Genomic DNA, 16,235 nt, shown 5'->3' with positions numbered 1-16,235 from the left:
TCACGCCGCCACCCCCGCCCGTGGGGTGAGCCGGTGGGCCACCAGGTCCGCGCCCAGGTTGAGGACGACCGTCAGCACCCCGAACACCACCGCGAGCCCCTGCACCACCGGCACGTCCCGTTCGGCGACCGCGCCGAGCAGGAGCGTGCCGAGCCCGGGGATCACGAAGAGCGCCTCCACGACGATCACCCCGCACAGCAGCCAGTCCACCGTGCGGGCGAGTTGCTGCACGGCCGGGGCGAGGGCGTTGGGCAGCGCGTGCGCGTACCGGACGCGGGCGGCGCCGATGCCGTACCGCCGGGCGTGCACGGCGTAAGGGGCGGCGAGTGCCTCGATCATCCCGGCCCGGACCAGGCGCACGATCGAGCACACCGGCCGGGACAGCAGCACCAGCACCGGCAGGACCAGCACCGCCGGATGGGCGAGCAGGTCGGTGCCGTACCCGACGGCGGTCGGCGGCAGCCGGCCCAGGCGCAGGGCGAGGACGGTCACCAGCAGCACGCCGAGGGCGAATTCCGGTACCGCGTACACGGCGAGGGCGCCGGAGCTGATCAGCCGGTCCGTGAGCCGTCCCTCGTGGCGGGCGGCGAGGACGCCCAGGCCGAAACCGAGCGGGATCAGCAGGGCGAGGGTGAGCCCGGCGAGGAGCAGGGTGGGGCCGAAGCCGTCGGTCAGGTACTGGGCGACCGGGCGGCCGGAGACCAGGGAGGTGCCGAAGTCGCCGTGGGTGAGGCCCGCCGCCCACTGCGCGAGGCGTTCATGGGCCGGGCGGTCCAGGTGCATGGCCTCGCGGATGGCGGCGATCCGGGCCGGGTCGGGCTGGTCCCCGGCCAGCGCCACCGCCGCGTCGCCCGGCAGCGCCTCGGTGAGCGCGAACACCAGCAGCACCACGGCCGCCGTCTGCGCCACGCCGAGCAGCAGCCGCCGGGCGACGAACGAACGCCAGGGGCTGTGCCTCACGCGAGCCAGACCTTGTCGAAGCGGGCCCAGTCGAGGGTGTTGGCGGGTGCCTCGGGGACGACCCCGCGAACCGTGCGGGCGGTGCCGAGGATCCAGTCGGCGAAGCCCCACACCAGGAACCCGCCCTCGGTGTACAGGCGGCGCTGCATCCGCTCGTAGACCGCCGCCCGGTCCCGCTCGTCGCGGGTCGACTGGGCCTGCCGGTACAGGGCGTCGAAGTCCGGGTGCGCCCACTTGGTGGCGTTGGTGGAGGAGTCGGTGAGCAGCCGCTGGGAGATATGGGCCTCGATGGGCATGGCGCCGGAGCGGTAGCAGGCGAGGGTGCCGGAGTCGAGGATGTCGCTCCAGTAGGAATCCTTGCTGCCCGTGCGCACCTCCACGGTGACGCCCGCACGCTGGGCCTGGTCGCGGAAGATCCCGGCGGCCTCGGTGAATCCGGCGGCGACCGAGGAGGTGTCGAGGGTGACCTTCAGATCCTCGGCACCGGCCTGCTTGAGCAGGGCGCGGGCCCGGTCGAGATCCTGGGTGCGCTGCGGCAGGCTGTCGGCGTAGTACGCGTAGCCCTTGCCGAACAGGTCGTTGCCGATCTCGCCCGCGCCGGAGAGGGCGCCCTGGAGGAGTTCCTCGCGGTCGGCGATGAGGAAGAACGCCTGGCGCACCCGGGGGTCGTCGAAGGGCGGCCGGTCGGTCTTCATGGCGAACGCCTGCATGGCGCTGTTGCGCAGCCGCACGATCTCGATCTGTCCCTTGCCCTCGTGGGCGCGGGCGGTGGTGGGGTTGAGTTCATGGGCGTACTCGATCTGGCCGCCGAGCAGGGCGTTGACGCGCGCGGACTCCTCGTTCGCGACGAGGAACTCCAGCTCGTCCAGGTAGGGGGCGCCCTCCCAGTGGTCGTCGTGGCGGCGCAGCACGGCGGAGCGGCCCGGGGCGAAGGACCCGAACCTAAAGGGCCCGGAGCCGATCGGCGCCCGGTCGAAGTCGCCCGCCCCCTCGGGGACGATGTACGCGCCGAACGCGGCCAGCACATTGGGGAATTCGGCGGTCGGCCGCTTCAGCACGAAGTCGATGGTCCGCGCACCGGTCGCGCGGCTCGCGTCGAGGTCGATGGGTTCCAGGGACGCCTTGGCGCGGAACGCCTGCTTCGGGTCGGCGATCCGGCGGTAGCTGTGCAGGACGTCGGCGGCGGTGACCGGACGCCCGTCGTGGAAGGTGGCCTCGCGCAGGGTGACCTGCCAGCGGTCGAGGCCCTGGCTCGACTCCCAGGACTCGGCGAGGCGGGGGCGGGCGGAGAGGTCGGGTCCGTGGTCGGCGAGCTTGTCGTAGAGAGCCTTGGCGCGGGCGACGTCGAGGAACAGGTTGGCGAGGTGCGGGTCGAGGGTCTCGCTCGCGCCGCCCCCGGCGAAGGCGGCCCGCAGCCGCCCGCCCTTGCGGGGCGTGCCGTCGCCCTTGTCGTCGGCGGTACTCCCCCCGGTGCCGCAGCCGGTGAGGGCGAGCGCGGCGGCCCCGGTGGCGGCGAGGAAGCCACGGCGGCGCGGGCCGGGGAAACGGTCGATGTGCATGCGGGTTCCTTGTCGGTCATGGGTCGTGGGTGGGGGGACGGGTGGGTCAGGAGGCCGGTCCGGTGCGGCGGGCGACCACGTGCAGCCGGTCCGCGTCCGCGGTGGTGCCCGGGGAGCGGCCCTCGTGCCAGGGGGGTTCGGTGCGTGGGCCGGGGCCGTCGTGGAGTTCGAGCACCTCGAAGCCGTGCGCGGCGAGCAGGGCGCGCAGTTCCTGCGGGAACAGCAGCCGCCAGGCGGACCGCTGTTCGACCGGGGGCAGCCGGTCGCCCGCCGTCCAGACCCGGACCCGGCGCAGCAGTTGGGCGGTGCGGTCGACGGTGAGGGTGGTCGTGGCGCGGTGGACGGTGCCCTGCCAGGTGAACGACCGCATGGTGGGCGTGTCCAGCAGTTCCGTACGGCCCAGGAAATAGGCGCCGTTGCGCATCTCGGCCACCAGGAGCCCACCGGGGACGAGCGCCCGGCGGCAGGAGGCCAGCGCCCCGGCGAGCTGGTCGTTGGTGTGGCAGTACAGCAGCGCGCTGTCCAGGCAGAGCACGGCGTCGAACTCACCCAGCGCGAAGCCGCGCAGGTCGGCGCGGACATAGGTGGGCCCGGCATGGTGCGTACAGGCGTACCGGAGCATCGCCTCGGACAGGTCGGCGCCGGTGACGGTACGGCCGCCGCGATGCAGGTGGGCGGCGTCCCGGCCGGTGCCGCAGCCCAGGTCCAGGACCCGGCGTCCGGCGCCGTGCCGACGGAGACAGTCCTCGGCCCAGCGCCCGGCGAGCCGGTCGGGGTCGGGGAAACGGGCCTCGTACAGGGCGGGGTGGTCGGTGAGCAGATTGGGCGGCGCGGACACGGTGCCCCTCCTCTTCCCTGGCCGTTCTGGGCGTTTCAAGTGATCCGGCGTGGCCGGTACGGCGGTGCTCACGCCGTGGCCGCAATGCCGGTGCTCATGCCGTGGCCGGTACGGCGGTCCGCGCGGGCGTGGGCAGTGCGTCGAGGCGCCGCAGCCACAGCACCCCGAGCGCGGAGGCCAGCCCGAACAGGGCGCAGCACAGCCAGGGCAGCCAGCCGGCGCCGTGCGTGCCGGTGTCCATGGCCCAGCCGACCAGCGTGTTGCCGAGGGCGGCGGCGATGCCGGAGACGACGTAGAAGATCCCGAAGTAGGTGCCGGTGAGGCCGGGGCGGCCGAAGCCGGGGATCAGTTCCATGACGAACGGCTGGGCGATCATCAGGCCGAGGGACAGGAGCAGGGCACCCAGCAGCACGGGCAGGGCGCGCAGTACGGCGTCCCCGGTGCCGTCCGGGGTGCCGCTCAGCCAGGCGGGGGGCAGGAAGGCGAGTGCCATCAGGGCGAGTCCGGTGGCGATCCAGCGGCCCCGGCTGCCGCGCCGCTTCAGGGCGCGGGTGATACGGAGCTGGAGGGCGAGGCTTGCGAGGGTGCCGACGGCGAAGAGCGGTCCGGCGGCGCCGTCCCACCCGGTGGCCTGGCGGGCTCCGGCGGGCAACAGGAGATAGAGCTGGTTCTCCAGGGTGAACATGCCGACCAGGGCGAGCGCGAAGGCGAGGAAACTCCGGTTGCCGAGCACCTCACGCCAGTCGGCGAGCACCCCGCCCTTGCCGGGTACGACCTGCCGTGCGGGTAGGACGAGGGCCTGGGCGACGGTCAGCAGGGCGAAGATCCCGGCGGCGGTGAGCGCGGAGGTACGGAAGTCGACGAGCAGCAGGACGCCGCCGAGCAGGGGTCCGATCAGCGCCCCGGCCGTGGCGAACACGTTGAACAGGGCGAACGCCTCCGCCGTACGCTCCCCCGCCTCCCGTGCGAGATAGGCGCGTACGGCCGGGTTGAACAGTGCCCCCGCGAGCCCGCTGAGCACGGACGCGGCGAGCAGGACGGGGAGCCCGTCGCCGAGCGCGAACAGGGCGAAGCCGACGGTCCGCAGCGCGCACCCGGTGATGATCACCCCGCGTGCGCCGAGCCGGTCGGCGGCCGAGCCGCCGATCAGGAACAGCCCCTGCTGGCCGAGGTTGCGCACCCCGAGCACGACCCCGACGACCGCCGCCGACATCCCGAGGTTCTCGGTGAGGTGGGTCGCCAGGTAGGGGACGAGGAGGTAGAAGCCGATGTTCACGCCGAGCTGATTGACCAGCAGGAGGCGTACGGCGAGGGGGAAGCGGCGTATCTCGTGCAGGGTCCTCATCCCGACCGAACCTCCTCGACGCCCAGCCCGGGCCGGTCGCTCGCGCGGACGAGGCCGTCGGTGCCGCCGATGCCGGTCCACGGGTCGTGGGCGAGCAGCAGATGGCCGTCGAGGTCGGCCCAGCGGGCCCGGTCGGCCAGGTGGACGGCGGGGGCGAGGCCCAGGGTGCTGGCGGTGAGACAGCCGAGCATCAGCTCCGTACCGCTGCCGTCGAGCGCCTCGGCGATCCGCAGGGCGGCGTGCACGCCCCCGCACTTGGCGAGTTTGACGTTGACCCCGTGCACCCGCCCGGCGAGCCGGTGGACATCGGCGAGGCTGACGGCGTCCTCGTCGGCGATGACGGGAAGGGGTGAGCGTTCGGCGAGCCTCGCCAGGCCCTCCGGATCGCCGGGCGCGATCGGCTGTTCCACGGCCTCGACCCCCAGCTCGGCCCAGCGCGGCAGCAACGTTTCTGCCTGCGGCACGCTCCAGGCGCCGTTGGGGTCCAGCAGCAGCCGTACGCCGGGCACGGCGTCCCGTACGGCCCGGACGCGCGCGATGTCGTCCTCGGGGTCGGGCGTGCCCGCCTTGAGCTTGATGACCTGGAAGCCGTGGGAGGCGAGGGCGCGTGCCGTGGCGGCGGCCCGTGCCGGGTCGGTGATGCCGATGGTCCGGGCGGTGGCGGTGACCGGGGCCTCGGGCGCCCCGAGCAGGCTGTGCACGGGCCGTCCGGCGCGCTTGCCGACGAGGTCCAGCAGCGCGGAGCCGACGGCGGCGGTGACAGCGGGCGGGGTGTCCTCCGTCGGGGTGTCTTCCGTGGGGGTGCCGGCACCGGCCCACTCGCCCGCGCGCAGTGCTTCGAGGGCGGTCTCGGGGTCCGGGAAGCGGTCCACGCCCAGCTCGGTGAGGTGCCGGTGGAGGGTGGCGGTGTCGAGGCCGTAGTAGACGCTGGTGACGGCTTCCCCGTGGCCGCGCAGCCCTTCGTGCTCGACGGTCAGCCAGACGGTGTCCCGTGCGGTCATGGTGGAGCGGGATATGCGCAGGGGCTCGGCGAGGGTGAGGCGCTCGGTGCGGAGGATGGTCTTCATGGGGTGTCGTTTCGGGAGGTGTCGCTTCGGGGGGTGTCGTTTCGGGAGGTGTGGGCGAGGGTGGTGTGGGCGAGGGGGTCGGTCACGCGGGTGCAGCGGGCCCAGCCGGTGGCCTCGGCGGCGCGGGGGTGCGGGATCTCCACGGGGCGGGTGGCGGCGTCGGCCGGGTCGATGCCGTGGGCGGTGGTGAAGGCGTCGTCGTAGACCGTGCCGAGGTAGCGGTGGGGGCCGTCGGGGAAGACGGTGGCGACGACCGCGCCGGGATGGACGCGGGCGGCCCAGGCGGCGACGCGGGCGACCGCGCCGGTGCTCCAGCCGCCAGTGACGAAGCTGCTCCGGGCGAGTCTGCGGCAGCTGTCGACGGCTTCGGCGGGGCCGATCCAGTGGACCTCGTCGAAGGCGTCGTAGGCGACGTTGCGCGGGTGGATGCTGGAGCCTAGGCCGCGCATGAGCCGGGGGCGGGCGGGCTGGCCGAAGATGGTGGAGCCGGTGGCGTCGACGCCGACGAGCCGCAGCCGGGGCCAGTGGGCGCGCAGCGGGGCGACGAGTCCGGCGCTGTGGCCGCCGGTGCCGACGCTGCACACCAGAATGTCCAGCTGATCGAGCTGGACGGCGAGTTCGGCGGCCAGCGAGGCGTAGCCGGTGGTGTTGTCGGGGTTGTTGTACTGGTCGGGCCAGTAGGCGCCGGGCAGTACCGCGAGCAGTTCGCGCAGCCGGGCGAGCCGGGCCGCCTGCCAGCCGCCCCGCGCGGCCGGGCGCTCCACGATGTCCAGCCGGACGCCGTACATGTGCAGCAACTGCCGCATGGACGGCTCCAGTTCGCTGTCGCCGACCAGCACCACCGGGTGGCCGAGGGCCTGTCCGGCGAAGGCGAGGCCGATCCCGAGGGTGCCGGAGGTGGACTCCACGACGGGGGCGCCGGGGTGCAGTTCGCCGCGCTCACGGGCGCCGAGCAGCATCGACACCGCGGCCCGCGCTTTCATGCCGCCCGCCCCGAGCCCTTCGAGCTTGGCCCAGAATCCGGGGTGCGGCTGCGGGAGCCCGGCGGTGATCCGGGCGAGGGGTGTCCGGCCGAGCAGCCCGAGCAGTTCGGGGCGGGCCAGCGGTCGCAGGTCGGTGAGGGTCATCGCGGGGCTCCGGACGGCTGGGCGCGATAGCGGTGGAGGACGCCGGGCCCGCCGTCGAGCCAGAAGAAGGGGTACGGTTCGGCGCACACGGCGCTGACCCCGTACCCCAGGAAGCGGGGCAGGATGGCGCTGCCGGTCTGGGCGAACAGGACGAGTTGCTTGCGCCGGGCGAGCGCGTGGCGGCGCAGCGGGTCGAAGGTGCCGTTGCCGAGGGTCATGCCGGAGACCAGCAGCGCGTCACAGTCGTCGGCGGCGGCGAGGGCATCGACGGCGACCGGCTCGCCCCACTCGGTGCGGCCCCCCTTCAGATCACAGGGCACATAGCGCAGCCCACGCGAACGCAGCGCCTCCAGCAGGGAGTTGACGACTCCGACGAGCAGGACGGTGGCCCCGGCGGGCAGTTCGAGGAGTTCTACGACGGCCCTGGCGCGGGCGCGTGATTTGTGCAGGGAGGATCCGGCGGGCAGTGGCACGGGCCGGGCACCGTGGGCGGGGGTGTGGGGGTGGGTGTGCAGGAGGTAGGCGTCGAGCGCGGCGATCCGGACGGGGGCCAGTGGGTGGTCCAGGAGGCTCGCCACATCGGCGCCCACGCAGTCGCCGGGCGCGCTGTCGGGCAGGGTGCCGGGTTCGACGGCACAGGAGCCGACGGCCTCCGCCAGCCGCAGGCTGAGCACCTCGTTGCGGTAGCCGGTACCCCGGCCGTCGTGCCGGACGGCCTGCTGGGTGGTGAAGGCGACGGAGACCCGGAGGGTGCCGGGGTCGGGCCCGTAGCCACCGGAACGGACCCGGTCGAGGAGGCCGCGCAGGTCGGGGGGCGGGTTGTCGGCCCTTGTGGGGGCGTGGGGGCCGGGGGGCGGGCCGTCGGCCCTCGTGGAATCAGGGCCGCGCGAATCGGGAGACGTGTCGCCCTTCACCGGATCGGGGCCACGCAGACCAGGCGACACATCGAGGGCGTTCGTCGAATCCGAGCCGCACAGGTCAGGAGACATGTCGACGCCCCTCATCGGATCACCAATCCGGCGTACAGCGAGCCCAGCAGCCGGTCCACGTGGGTGCGGGCTCCGGGGCCGGTGGGGTCGCCCGCCATGACATGGCCGAGGTACTCGTTGTTGCTGCCGGCCGCCCGGACGGTCGTACCGGGCGTGGGGAGCTGGACCTCCAGGACGCCGGGGGCGTCGTGGAGGGCGTCGGCGTCGAGGGCGCGGAGGGTGCCCGCGCGGTCCGGGACCAGGAAGCCGATGGCGGCGCTGCGCAGTCCGGTGTCCGTGCGGCGCAGGTCGGGGGCGCGGCCGAGGGCCACGTCGACGAGAGCGGCGGCGAGGTCGACGCCGGTGACATGGCGGATCAGCTCGGTGATGCGGTTCCCGGCGGGCCGGGGATTGACCTCGACCGGGCGGGGACCGGCCGGGGTCAGTTTGATCTCGGTGTGCGCGACCGTGCCGTCGGTCAGGCCGAGCGCCTTCAGGGCGTCCAGGGCGGTGCGTTCGGCGTCCGCGAGGGCGGTGGGCGCCAGGTCGGCGGGGAACATGTGGCCGGTCTCGATGAACGCGGGTGCGCCGCCGACGCTCTTGTCGGTCACCCCGATCACCTCGACCGTGCCGCCGTACGACACCGTCTCGACGCTCACCTCGGGCCCGTCCAGGAACTCCTCCAGCAGAACGGCCGGGTCGCGGCGCTGGCCGCGCGCGTTGACGGGGAACTCGGCGAGCGCCCGGAACGCGGCGGCCAGCGCGGCCTCGTCCGCGACCGCGCGCACGAACATGCCCGCGCACAGATCGACCGGCTTGACGACCAGCGGGTAGCCGATCTCCCGTGCCGCCCGCGCCACCTCGGCCCACTGCGTGCACACGGCGAACCGGGGTCCGGGCACCCCGGCGTCCGCGAGCGCCCGGCGCGTCAGATCTTTGCGGCACGCGCTCTCCACCGCCTCCGGACCGGGTCCGGGCAGCCCGAGCCGGCCGGCGATGCGGGCGACCACCGGCAGGTAGTAGTCGCAGGAGGTGAGTACTCCGTCGAAGCCGAGCACCGCGTGCAGCCGCTCCACCTCGGGCAGCAGGCTCGCCGTGTCATTGGTGTCGGCGGTGATGACATGGCGGGCGCCGAGCAGCGGGTGCGCGGTCCCCTCGGGCGCCGACCGCAGATAGTGGTGCAGGTCACGGGTGAGGAAGGTGAACTCGTGCCCCGCTTCCCGGATCGCGCGTGGCAGCAGCCTGCTCATCGAGCCGACCCAGCTCTCGACCACCAGCAGATGACCCACAACTCCCCTTTTCCATAGCGGTAAGCGGCGGTTCGGCACACCGGGCGGCGACTCGGCGCGCCCGTCACCCCCGCCGCGCCGACACGTTATCGATAATGGTTCCCATTGTCATCTGATTGCGAGAACCGGGCCCGCCACCGCCGTACGCCCGCGCCCCGCACGACCACACCCCGCCGCCCACCCGGCGGCGCCGCTCACCCGACACAATGCCCGGAGTACTCTGCCCGTAGTGATCAGAGATCCGACCGGTGACCGTACGAACCCACCCCCGGAGCCCCGATGGTGCGCAGCAACCCCCAGCGACGGGCCGCGCTCGTCGACGCCGCGATCGAGGTGCTGGCCCGTGAGGGGGCGCGGGGGCTGACCTTCCGGGCGGTGGACACGGAGGCGGGGGTACCGGCCGGGACCGCCTCCAACTACTTCGCCAATCGCGACGAGTTGCTCACCCAGACCGGCGCCCGGGTCTACGAGCGTCTGGTGCCGGACGAGGAGACCATCGCCCGTCAGCGGACGGCGGCCCCGGACCGGGAGACGTACGCCCGGCTGATGCATGAACTGGTGGGCCGGGTCAGCGCGTTCCGCAGCGGCTATCTCGCCCTGCTGGAACTCCGGCTGGAGTCCACCCGCCGCCCGGAGCTGCGCAAGATCCTGACCGACCGGGTACGGGCCGACCTCGACGCCAACATCGCCTACCACCTGGAATCCGGCCTACCCGGCGACACCACCTCCGTCGAGCTGCTCTACCTCGCCCTGAACTGGCTGATCGTCGAGCAGCTCACCCTCCCGGACGTACTGTCGGAGGCGGAGCGGGAGCGACTGGTGAGGGCGGCGGTGGAACGGATCGTGGTGGGATAGGGCCGCGGCTCGTCAACCCTTCCCCCTCGGGGGTGAGAATCCGGGCTGACGGGTTGGGCGTACCCATCGGCCTCTGCCCCTTGCGTACGCGGCGTACCCGAGGGCGGCGAGCAGCGCCGTGCCGGAGGCCGCGAGCAGGGTGCCCGGCAGCGAGTGGCCGACCGCCGTGCCGGCGAGGGCGGCGCCCAGGGCGAACCCGGTGAGTTTGAGGCTGGCCCCCGTGGTGAAGATCTGCCCACGCAGCCGCTCCGGCGCCTCCCGGTGCCGTACCGCGAACAGCGCCGTCAACTGCGGCCCTTCGGCCACGCCGATCAGCAGGGCCGCGGCGATCAGCAGAGGCGGACGCCCCGTCGCCGCCAGGGCCAGGGCGAGCGCCTGGAGCAGGGCGCCACCCCACAGGGCGGTGCCCGGGGCGAGGGCGCGGGGAGCGCGGGCGAGGACGGCGTTGGCGGCGAGCGCGGAGAGGGCGGCGAGGGCCAGCAGCAGCGCACCCCGGCCGGCACCGCCGAACGCCCGTTCCCCGAGCAGCGGGACGCAGGCCGTCATCATGCCCTGCGCCGCGCAGCACAGGACGGAGGTGAGGGTGGCACGGGCGAGAGGCGGGGTGCGCAGGATGCAGCGCGTTCCGGCGAGGAGATCGTCCAGGAGACGGGACGGCCCGGAGCCCGGAGGGATCGGGGCACCTATCGGAACCGCTGAACGGAGTGGGACCGCTCGACGCGGCGGGAGCCGCCACGCGGCCGGCAGTGCGGCGGCGATCAGTACCGCCGACACCACCACCGCCGTAGGCGCGTCGGTCGTCTCGGCCGTGAGTCCGGCGAGGGCGGGACCGGCGAGGCCCGCGGTTCCGAAGGTCATGGCGTCGAGCGCGTTGGCGCGGGGCAGGGCCGCGTCCCGTGCCACGTGGGGCAGTTGGGCCGTCCAGCCACCGGACAGCGCGGGCCCCAGCAGTCCGGTGGCCACGGCGAGCAGGAGGACGGCCGGGATCGGGAGCCGCCCCAGTCCGGCAAGCACGAGCAGCAGTCCGGTGCCGTACAGGACGAGTGCCCAGGCCAGCAGTCGGCCCGGACGGGCGGACCGGTCGAGCAGGGCGCCCAGGACAGGGCCGCCGACGGCCGCCGCGACGGTACTCCCCGCGAGCAGAAGCGACGCCTCGGACGAGGAACCGGTGACGGCGAACCCCGCGAGGAGCAGCGCCGGGCCGGACATCTCGTCGCCGGTCCGCGCGGTCACCGCGCCGACGAGATAGCCGCCCAGCGGGTGACTCGATCTCATGGGCGGGACGTTACGGAGGTAACTCAAAACCTCGCAATATACGTTACATTCGCCGCATGCCGTCCTCCGCCGAGAGCCCGCCGGACGCCGACTGGTCGACCCGGCACTCCGTGCTGGCCATGGCCCGCCGCACGGCCGCGCTGCTCAATGTCCTTACCGCCGACGACCCCACCCCGGACGCGGTGATCGCCGTACTGCGCGGCCATGGCGAACAGGGCCCGCTCGCGCTCACGCCGGAGGAGGTCGCCGGGATGCGGTCGGCGGCCGGGCTGCTGCGGGAGGTGTTCGCCGCGCGGGGCGTCGACGAGGGGGCGGCCGTGCTCAACCGGCTGCTGCGGGAGCACGCCGGGCCGCTGCGGCTGACCGCGCACGGCGGGGGCACGCCGTGGCATCCGCATCTCGATCGGGACGACGACGGCCCCTGGGACGAGTGGCTGCTGGCCTCGTCCTGTCTGGCCCTGACCGTGCTGCTCTGGGACCACCAGCGGCTGCCGGGCCGCGTCTGCGCCTCACCGGCCTGCGGCAACGTCTTCATCGCGCACGGCAGCGGCCCGGAACGCCGCTACTGCTCCCGTCGGTGCGCCACCCGCGAGCGCGTGGCCGCCCATCGCCGGGCCGTGCGGACGCCGGACCCGGACCCGTGACAGAGCCCGGACGGGTCATGGCGCCCGCTCACCTCGCGATCACGACCACCACCGCGCCCGCGCCCTCCGTGCCGTCCCGGCGCATCCGGTCCAGTACCTGGCGGGCGCCTCCGAGGCGGGTGCCGTCGGGTGCGGGGAGCGTCAGGTCGGCGGCGGCCTGCGGAGCCGTGCGTGGCCGGGTGGTCACGGCGAGCCGGGTGCCCGAGGCGGTTCGCGCGCGCAGGTGACGGCCCACGGACGCGGCGCAGACGCCGTCCTCCATCACGATCCACGCCGAGGGCACCGCGTCCAGGATCTCCGCGCCGAGGCTGTACGGGCCGTCCCAGTCCAGGGCGTCGGCGAGCCGGTGGCGGTGGTCGAGGAAGTGCCCGCCTGCCCGTTCGGCCAGTTCACGGGCCGACTCGTGGTCCCCGAGGGGCGGTTCGGCAGTGCGGCAGCGCCCGCCCCGCCGCTCGATCGCCCGCACCTCGGCCGGATCGGCCGACGCCGGGACGACGGCGGTGTACGGAAGACCGAGCAGCCACGCGAAGTACGCCTGCGCCACGGCCAGATCGCCGCTCGCCGCGTCGAAGAGAGGCGTGTCCCGGTCGATCCGGCCCTCGCGCAGGGCGTCCAGCAGCAGATCGCGGGCCGGGCCGTGCGCACCGCTGCCGCTGGGGCGCCGGGACTCGTCCTTCAGATAGACCCGCGCGCGCGGCAGGTCCGGAAGCGGGACGAGATCCAGGGGTGTGGGTGGTTCGGCCGCCCGGTCCGCCAGCAGCAGATCGATCGCCCGACCCGCCCAGACACTCGGGGACTTCTCACCGTGTTCATGTGCCATTCCCGATCCCTTCATCCAGATCTTGATGCTAAGCGGAGCAAAGGGGGTAATCGGCAAAAGTCACTGGGAAGTTGGGCGTACGAGGATGAGCTGACGCACACCTGTCCGTATCCCGGGCGGCCCGCGGCCAGAAGGCCGGCGGTTGGGCGCGGCCCGGTCAGAGGGTGGGTACGCGGGCGAAGCGGGTCGCGATGTGGAGGTCCGCCTCGATGGCCGCCGCGGTGGCGCGCAGTTCGGGCAGGACGTCGGCGACGCACGCCTCGGGGGTGCGGCGGCTGCTGTGCACGGTGACGTTGACGGCGGCGACGGGGGTGCCGTCGCGGTCGCGGACCGGGACGGCGATGGAGCGCAGGCCCTCCTCCAACTCCTCGTCGACCAGGGCGTAGCCGTCGGCGCGGGCGCGGTCGAGGAGGACGGCGAGGTCGGCGGGGCCGGTGACCGTGCGGGAGGTCAGCGGGTCGCGGGCGAAGGGCCCGAGGCGGGCCGCGCGTTCGGCGGGCGGCAGGGCGGCCAGGAGGACCCGACCGACGGAGGTGGCGTACGCGGGGAGGCGGGAGCCGACGGCGATGTCGACGTCCATGATCCGGCCGGTGGTGACCCACGCCGTGTACTGGACCTCGTCCCCGGTGAGCACGGCCAGCGCGGCGGAGTCCTGGACGCGCCGGGTCAGTTCGGCGAGGTGGGGGCGGGCGACGCGGGTGAGGGTGGTTCTGGACAGCGGCGGGAAGCCGAGGGCGAGGACGCGCGGGGTGAGCCGGAAGCCGCGGTCGCGGGTGGTGACGTAGCCGAGGTGGTCCAGGGTGATCAGGGCGCGGCGGGCGGTGGCGCGGGCCAGTCCGGTGGCCTCGGCGACGGCGGTGAGGGTCAGTTCGTCGCGGCCGTCGCCGAACGCGGTGATCACGGTCAGGCCGCGGGCCAGCGATTCGACGAACTCCCGGCCGAGTTCCTGCTTGGACGCGCCGGTCCATCCGGCGAGTCCGGACGGGGCGCCGGGTGCGCCGGACGGGCCGGGCGCGTCGAGGGTGCGTTCCATGGCGGCGACCGCCGCGCGCAGCCGGGGCAGCAGGGTGCCGCGCAGTGAGTCCGCGCTGTGCCGGCTGGTGTGGCTGACGACGCTGGCGACACAGGCGATCCGGCCGCCCGGGGTGCGCACGGGCGCGGACAGGGCGATCAGGCCGGGCTCGATCAACTGGTCGTCCAGCGCCCAGCCGTCCGCCCGCGCCCGCTCGACGGCCGCCGCGAAGACGGCGTCGGGCGCGGTGTGCGGCCGGGGCGGTACGGCGGGGAAACCCCGGTCCTGTGGGTCGGCGGCGCGGCGGTCGTGCCAGCGGCGCCAGACCTCGGGCGTCCACTCGGTGGCGAGCAGCGGGCCGGGCGCGGTGCGTTCGGCGGGGAGCAGGTCGCCGATGCGGAAGCTGAGGGAGAGGGCGCGGCGCCGGGTGGCCTGGTGGATGAAGCGGATGCCGTCGCCGTCCGGCACCGCGAGCGACACCGACTCGTCGAGCGCGTCGGCGACGGCGTCGGCGTGGCCGCCGAGCAGGGCGGGCAGCCGCAGGGCGGCGAGGTAGGCGTTGCCGAGTTCCATGAGACGCGGGGCGAGGACGGCGTCGCGGCCGTCCAGCCGTACGTACCCCATGCGCGCGAGGGTGGCGGCGATCCGGTCGACGGTGGAGCGGGCGAGCCCGGTGGCGCGCTCCAGTTCGCTGAGGCTGGCGGTGCCGCCGGCGTCGGTGAGGCGGCGCAGCACGGCGATGCCCCGGACGAGGGGGGCGACGGCCTCCGGGGGAGGCGCGGGCGTCGGCGCGGGGCCGGCCGGCGGCGGGGTGCGGCTGGTGGTGATGGGTGTCAGGGGGGTCATGGGCTCTCCGTGGCGGATGTCCGGGCCACCGTAGTCGGGGCGGACCCGGGGAGCACAGCGGCGGGGTGCGCGGGCGGCCCGGCGGCGGGACCGTTGACAGGGCCCGGCACCGGGCGCAGACTCACACCCGAAGAGTGTGAACTATATTTCACCAGACGAACACCGTACGGGCAACGAACGACCCCTCGACGACATCGGGGAAACGAGGAGAAGACCATGCACACCACGGTCGGGATCATCGGCGGCGGCCCCTCCGGGCTGCTCCTCGCCCGTCTGCTGCACAACGCGGGCATCGACAGCGTGGTCCTGGAGCGGCGCGACCGGGCCTACGTCGAGCAGCGGCAGCGCGCCGGGATCCTGGAGCAGGCCACGGCGGACGTGCTGATCGCGGCCGGCGCCGGGGCCCGCCTGGAGTTGGAGGGCATACCGCACGAGGGCATCGAGCTGCGCTTCGGCCGGCGCGCGCACCGACTGGACTTCCCGGCGCTCACCGGCGGGCGGCGGGTGTGGGTGTACGCGCAGACCGAGGTGGTGAAGGATCTCGTCGCGCTGCAACTGGCCGAGGGCGGACCGCTGCTGTTCGAGGCGGAGGTCCACGCGGTGGAGGGCGCGGACACCGACCGGCCGCTGATCCGCTACACCCACGAGGGCCGTGAGCAGACCCTGACCTGCGATTACGTCATCGGCTGCGACGGCTATCACGGGGTCGCCCGCACGGCGGTGCCCGAGGGGGTGCGCAGCACGTACGAGCGGGTCTATCCGTACTCCTGGCTCGGCATCCTCGCCGAGGCGGCGCCGGTCTACGACGAGCTGATCTACGCCCACTCCGACCGTGGCTTCGCGCTCGCCAGCATGCGCTCACCCACGGTCAGCCGGCTCTACCTCCAGGTGCCCAACGGCACGGACCCGGCCCACTGGCCGGACGAGCGGATCTGGGACGAGCTGGACGCCCGGTTCGCGATCGACGCCGAGCCGGGCTGGCGGCTGAAGCGGGGGCCGGTCACCGGCAAGTCGGTGCTGCCGATGCGCAGTTCGGTGACCGAGCCGATGCGGCACGGGCGGCTGTTCCTGGCCGGGGACGCGGCGCACATCGTGCCGCCGACCGGCGCGAAGGGGCTGAACCTCGCCGCGGCCGATGTGGTGGTGCTCGCCCGCGCCTTCGCCCATCTGAAGGAGACCGGCTCGGCCGACCTGCTGGAGTCGTACTCCGACACCTGCCTGCGCCGGGTGTGGCGGGCCGAGCACTTCTCCTACTTCATGACCACGACCCTGCACAGCGACCCGGACCAGAGCCCGTTCGAGACCCGGCTCCAGCTGTCCCAGCTCGACCGGGTGGCATCGTCCCCGCACGCGGCGGCGGAGCTGGCGGAGAACTACACGGGGCTGCCGCTGGGCGAGGCGGAAGGGGCACAGGGGGCAGGCGCGGCGGAGTGAGCGCCTGATCGTGATCCCGGCCGCGCGTCGGCCGCCGACCGGGCCCGGGCGCCAGCCCCCGCGCGCCGGGTGCCGCGCGCCGGGCCTTGCGGGGTGCCGGGCGAGCGCGTGGCGGCCTTCCGGGACGCCCTGGAACCGCACATCACCGCCCACGTTCTGGGCACGGCCCTGGTCCATCTGACGATTCCGGGCGTGC

14 protein-coding genes are annotated in these 16,235 nt (G+C 74.2%); 3 read left to right on the top strand and 11 right to left on the bottom strand.

Annotation, left to right across the window (positions count from 1 at the left end; all coding sequences use genetic code 11):
* The 8 genes from ACFXAZ_RS32455 to ACFXAZ_RS32420 all read right to left on the bottom strand — a co-directional run bounded on the left by ACFXAZ_RS32455 (position 1) and on the right by ACFXAZ_RS32420 (position 9,153).
* The gene (locus tag ACFXAZ_RS32455; protein WP_384598425.1) at positions 1–960 is read right to left on the bottom strand and encodes an ABC transporter permease; all 960 of its coding nucleotides are present in this window, start codon (positions 958–960) and stop codon (positions 1–3) included.
* Positions 957–2,519, bottom strand: coding sequence for an ABC transporter substrate-binding protein (locus ACFXAZ_RS32450; RefSeq protein ID WP_384598423.1), 1,563 nt, complete (start codon positions 2,517–2,519; stop codon positions 957–959). Before ACFXAZ_RS32450 ends, ACFXAZ_RS32455 begins: the two co-directional genes overlap by 4 nt.
* Before the next feature lie 46 nt (positions 2,520–2,565).
* Positions 2,566–3,357 carry a class I SAM-dependent methyltransferase gene (locus ACFXAZ_RS32445; protein WP_384598421.1) on the bottom strand — a complete coding sequence of 264 codons (792 nt, stop codon included), beginning with the start codon at positions 3,355–3,357 and terminating at the stop codon, positions 2,566–2,568.
* Positions 3,358–3,451: 94 nt separating this feature from the next.
* Complete coding sequence (locus ACFXAZ_RS32440) at positions 3,452–4,702, bottom strand: MFS transporter (protein ID WP_384598419.1); 1,251 nt, start codon at positions 4,700–4,702, stop codon at positions 3,452–3,454.
* Positions 4,699–5,769 (bottom strand): dipeptide epimerase, encoded by a 1,071-nt coding sequence (locus ACFXAZ_RS32435; RefSeq protein WP_384598417.1) that lies wholly within the window; start codon positions 5,767–5,769, stop codon positions 4,699–4,701. Before ACFXAZ_RS32435 ends, ACFXAZ_RS32440 begins: the two co-directional genes overlap by 4 nt.
* The gene (locus ACFXAZ_RS32430) at positions 5,766–6,896 is read right to left on the bottom strand and encodes a PLP-dependent cysteine synthase family protein (protein ID WP_384598415.1); all 1,131 of its coding nucleotides are present in this window, start codon (positions 6,894–6,896) and stop codon (positions 5,766–5,768) included. The genes ACFXAZ_RS32435 and ACFXAZ_RS32430 overlap by 4 nt, the downstream gene beginning before the upstream one ends.
* Positions 6,893–7,885, bottom strand: coding sequence for a Rossmann-like domain-containing protein (locus ACFXAZ_RS32425; RefSeq protein WP_384598413.1), 993 nt, complete (start codon positions 7,883–7,885; stop codon positions 6,893–6,895). Before ACFXAZ_RS32425 ends, ACFXAZ_RS32430 begins: the two co-directional genes overlap by 4 nt.
* Before the next feature lie 11 nt (positions 7,886–7,896).
* Entirely contained in the window at positions 7,897–9,153 is a 1,257-nt protein-coding gene (locus ACFXAZ_RS32420; RefSeq protein WP_384598411.1) for an ATP-grasp domain-containing protein, read from the bottom strand.
* 279 nt (positions 9,154–9,432) lie between these two features.
* Here ACFXAZ_RS32420 and ACFXAZ_RS32415 point away from each other — a divergent pair, with 279 nt between their 5' ends.
* Positions 9,433–10,008, top strand: coding sequence for a TetR/AcrR family transcriptional regulator (locus ACFXAZ_RS32415; protein ID WP_384598409.1), 576 nt, complete (start codon positions 9,433–9,435; stop codon positions 10,006–10,008).
* A gap of 12 nt (positions 10,009–10,020) precedes the next feature.
* On the opposite strand, the gene ACFXAZ_RS32410 is transcribed toward ACFXAZ_RS32415, so the two are convergent.
* Positions 10,021–11,283: an MFS transporter gene (locus ACFXAZ_RS32410; RefSeq protein WP_384598407.1), complete on the bottom strand. Its 1,263-nt coding sequence runs from the start codon at positions 11,281–11,283 to the stop codon at positions 10,021–10,023.
* A gap of 56 nt (positions 11,284–11,339) precedes the next feature.
* On the opposite strand from ACFXAZ_RS32410, the gene ACFXAZ_RS32405 reads away from it, so the two are divergent.
* Positions 11,340–11,927 (top strand): CGNR zinc finger domain-containing protein, encoded by a 588-nt coding sequence (locus ACFXAZ_RS32405; protein WP_384598405.1) that lies wholly within the window; start codon positions 11,340–11,342, stop codon positions 11,925–11,927.
* A 28-nt stretch (positions 11,928–11,955) separates the two neighbouring features.
* Here the strand turns inward: ACFXAZ_RS32405 and ACFXAZ_RS32400 are convergent, their stop codons facing one another.
* Both ACFXAZ_RS32400 and ACFXAZ_RS32395 read right to left on the bottom strand, forming a co-directional pair.
* Complete coding sequence (locus tag ACFXAZ_RS32400; RefSeq protein WP_384598403.1) at positions 11,956–12,747, bottom strand: pyridoxal-phosphate dependent enzyme; 792 nt, start codon at positions 12,745–12,747, stop codon at positions 11,956–11,958.
* 157 nt (positions 12,748–12,904) lie between these two features.
* Positions 12,905–14,605, bottom strand: a complete 1,701-nt coding sequence (locus tag ACFXAZ_RS32395) for an IclR family transcriptional regulator C-terminal domain-containing protein (RefSeq protein ID WP_384598401.1) — start codon at positions 14,603–14,605, stop codon at positions 12,905–12,907.
* Between the two features lie 216 nt (positions 14,606–14,821).
* Between ACFXAZ_RS32395 and ACFXAZ_RS32390 the strand changes: the two genes are divergently transcribed.
* The gene (locus tag ACFXAZ_RS32390; RefSeq protein WP_384598399.1) at positions 14,822–16,039 is read left to right on the top strand and encodes a 4-hydroxybenzoate 3-monooxygenase; all 1,218 of its coding nucleotides are present in this window, start codon (positions 14,822–14,824) and stop codon (positions 16,037–16,039) included.
* Positions 16,040–16,235 lie beyond the last annotated feature (196 nt).

This window comes from Streptomyces sp. NPDC059477 (assembly GCF_042749375.1).
Lineage (GTDB): Bacteria > Actinomycetota > Actinomycetes > Streptomycetales > Streptomycetaceae > Streptomyces.
Note: the sequence above shows the minus strand (reverse complement) of the source record. Positions and strands in the feature narration are given on the sequence as shown.

Excerpts from the sequence above, each read along its gene's own strand:
- ACFXAZ_RS32440 (WP_384598419.1), bottom strand. The coding sequence starts at position 4,702 with ATGAGGACCCTGCACGAGATACGCCGCTTCCCCCTCGCCGTACGCCTC.
- ACFXAZ_RS32415 (WP_384598409.1), top strand. The coding sequence starts at position 9,433 with ATGGTGCGCAGCAACCCCCAGCGACGGGCCGCGCTCGTCGACGCCGCG.
- ACFXAZ_RS32430 (WP_384598415.1), bottom strand. The coding sequence starts at position 6,896 with ATGACCCTCACCGACCTGCGACCGCTGGCCCGCCCCGAACTGCTCGGG.
- ACFXAZ_RS32405 (WP_384598405.1), top strand. The coding sequence starts at position 11,340 with ATGCCGTCCTCCGCCGAGAGCCCGCCGGACGCCGACTGGTCGACCCGG.
- ACFXAZ_RS32400 (WP_384598403.1), bottom strand. The coding sequence starts at position 12,747 with ATGGCACATGAACACGGTGAGAAGTCCCCGAGTGTCTGGGCGGGTCGG.
- ACFXAZ_RS32390 (WP_384598399.1), top strand. The coding sequence starts at position 14,822 with ATGCACACCACGGTCGGGATCATCGGCGGCGGCCCCTCCGGGCTGCTC.
- ACFXAZ_RS32435 (WP_384598417.1), bottom strand. The coding sequence starts at position 5,769 with ATGAAGACCATCCTCCGCACCGAGCGCCTCACCCTCGCCGAGCCCCTG.
- ACFXAZ_RS32450 (WP_384598423.1), bottom strand. The coding sequence starts at position 2,519 with ATGCACATCGACCGTTTCCCCGGCCCGCGCCGCCGTGGCTTCCTCGCC.
- ACFXAZ_RS32425 (WP_384598413.1), bottom strand. The coding sequence starts at position 7,885 with ATGTCTCCTGACCTGTGCGGCTCGGATTCGACGAACGCCCTCGATGTG.
- ACFXAZ_RS32395 (WP_384598401.1), bottom strand. The coding sequence starts at position 14,605 with ATGACCCCCCTGACACCCATCACCACCAGCCGCACCCCGCCGCCGGCC.
- ACFXAZ_RS32410 (WP_384598407.1), bottom strand. The coding sequence starts at position 11,283 with ATGAGATCGAGTCACCCGCTGGGCGGCTATCTCGTCGGCGCGGTGACC.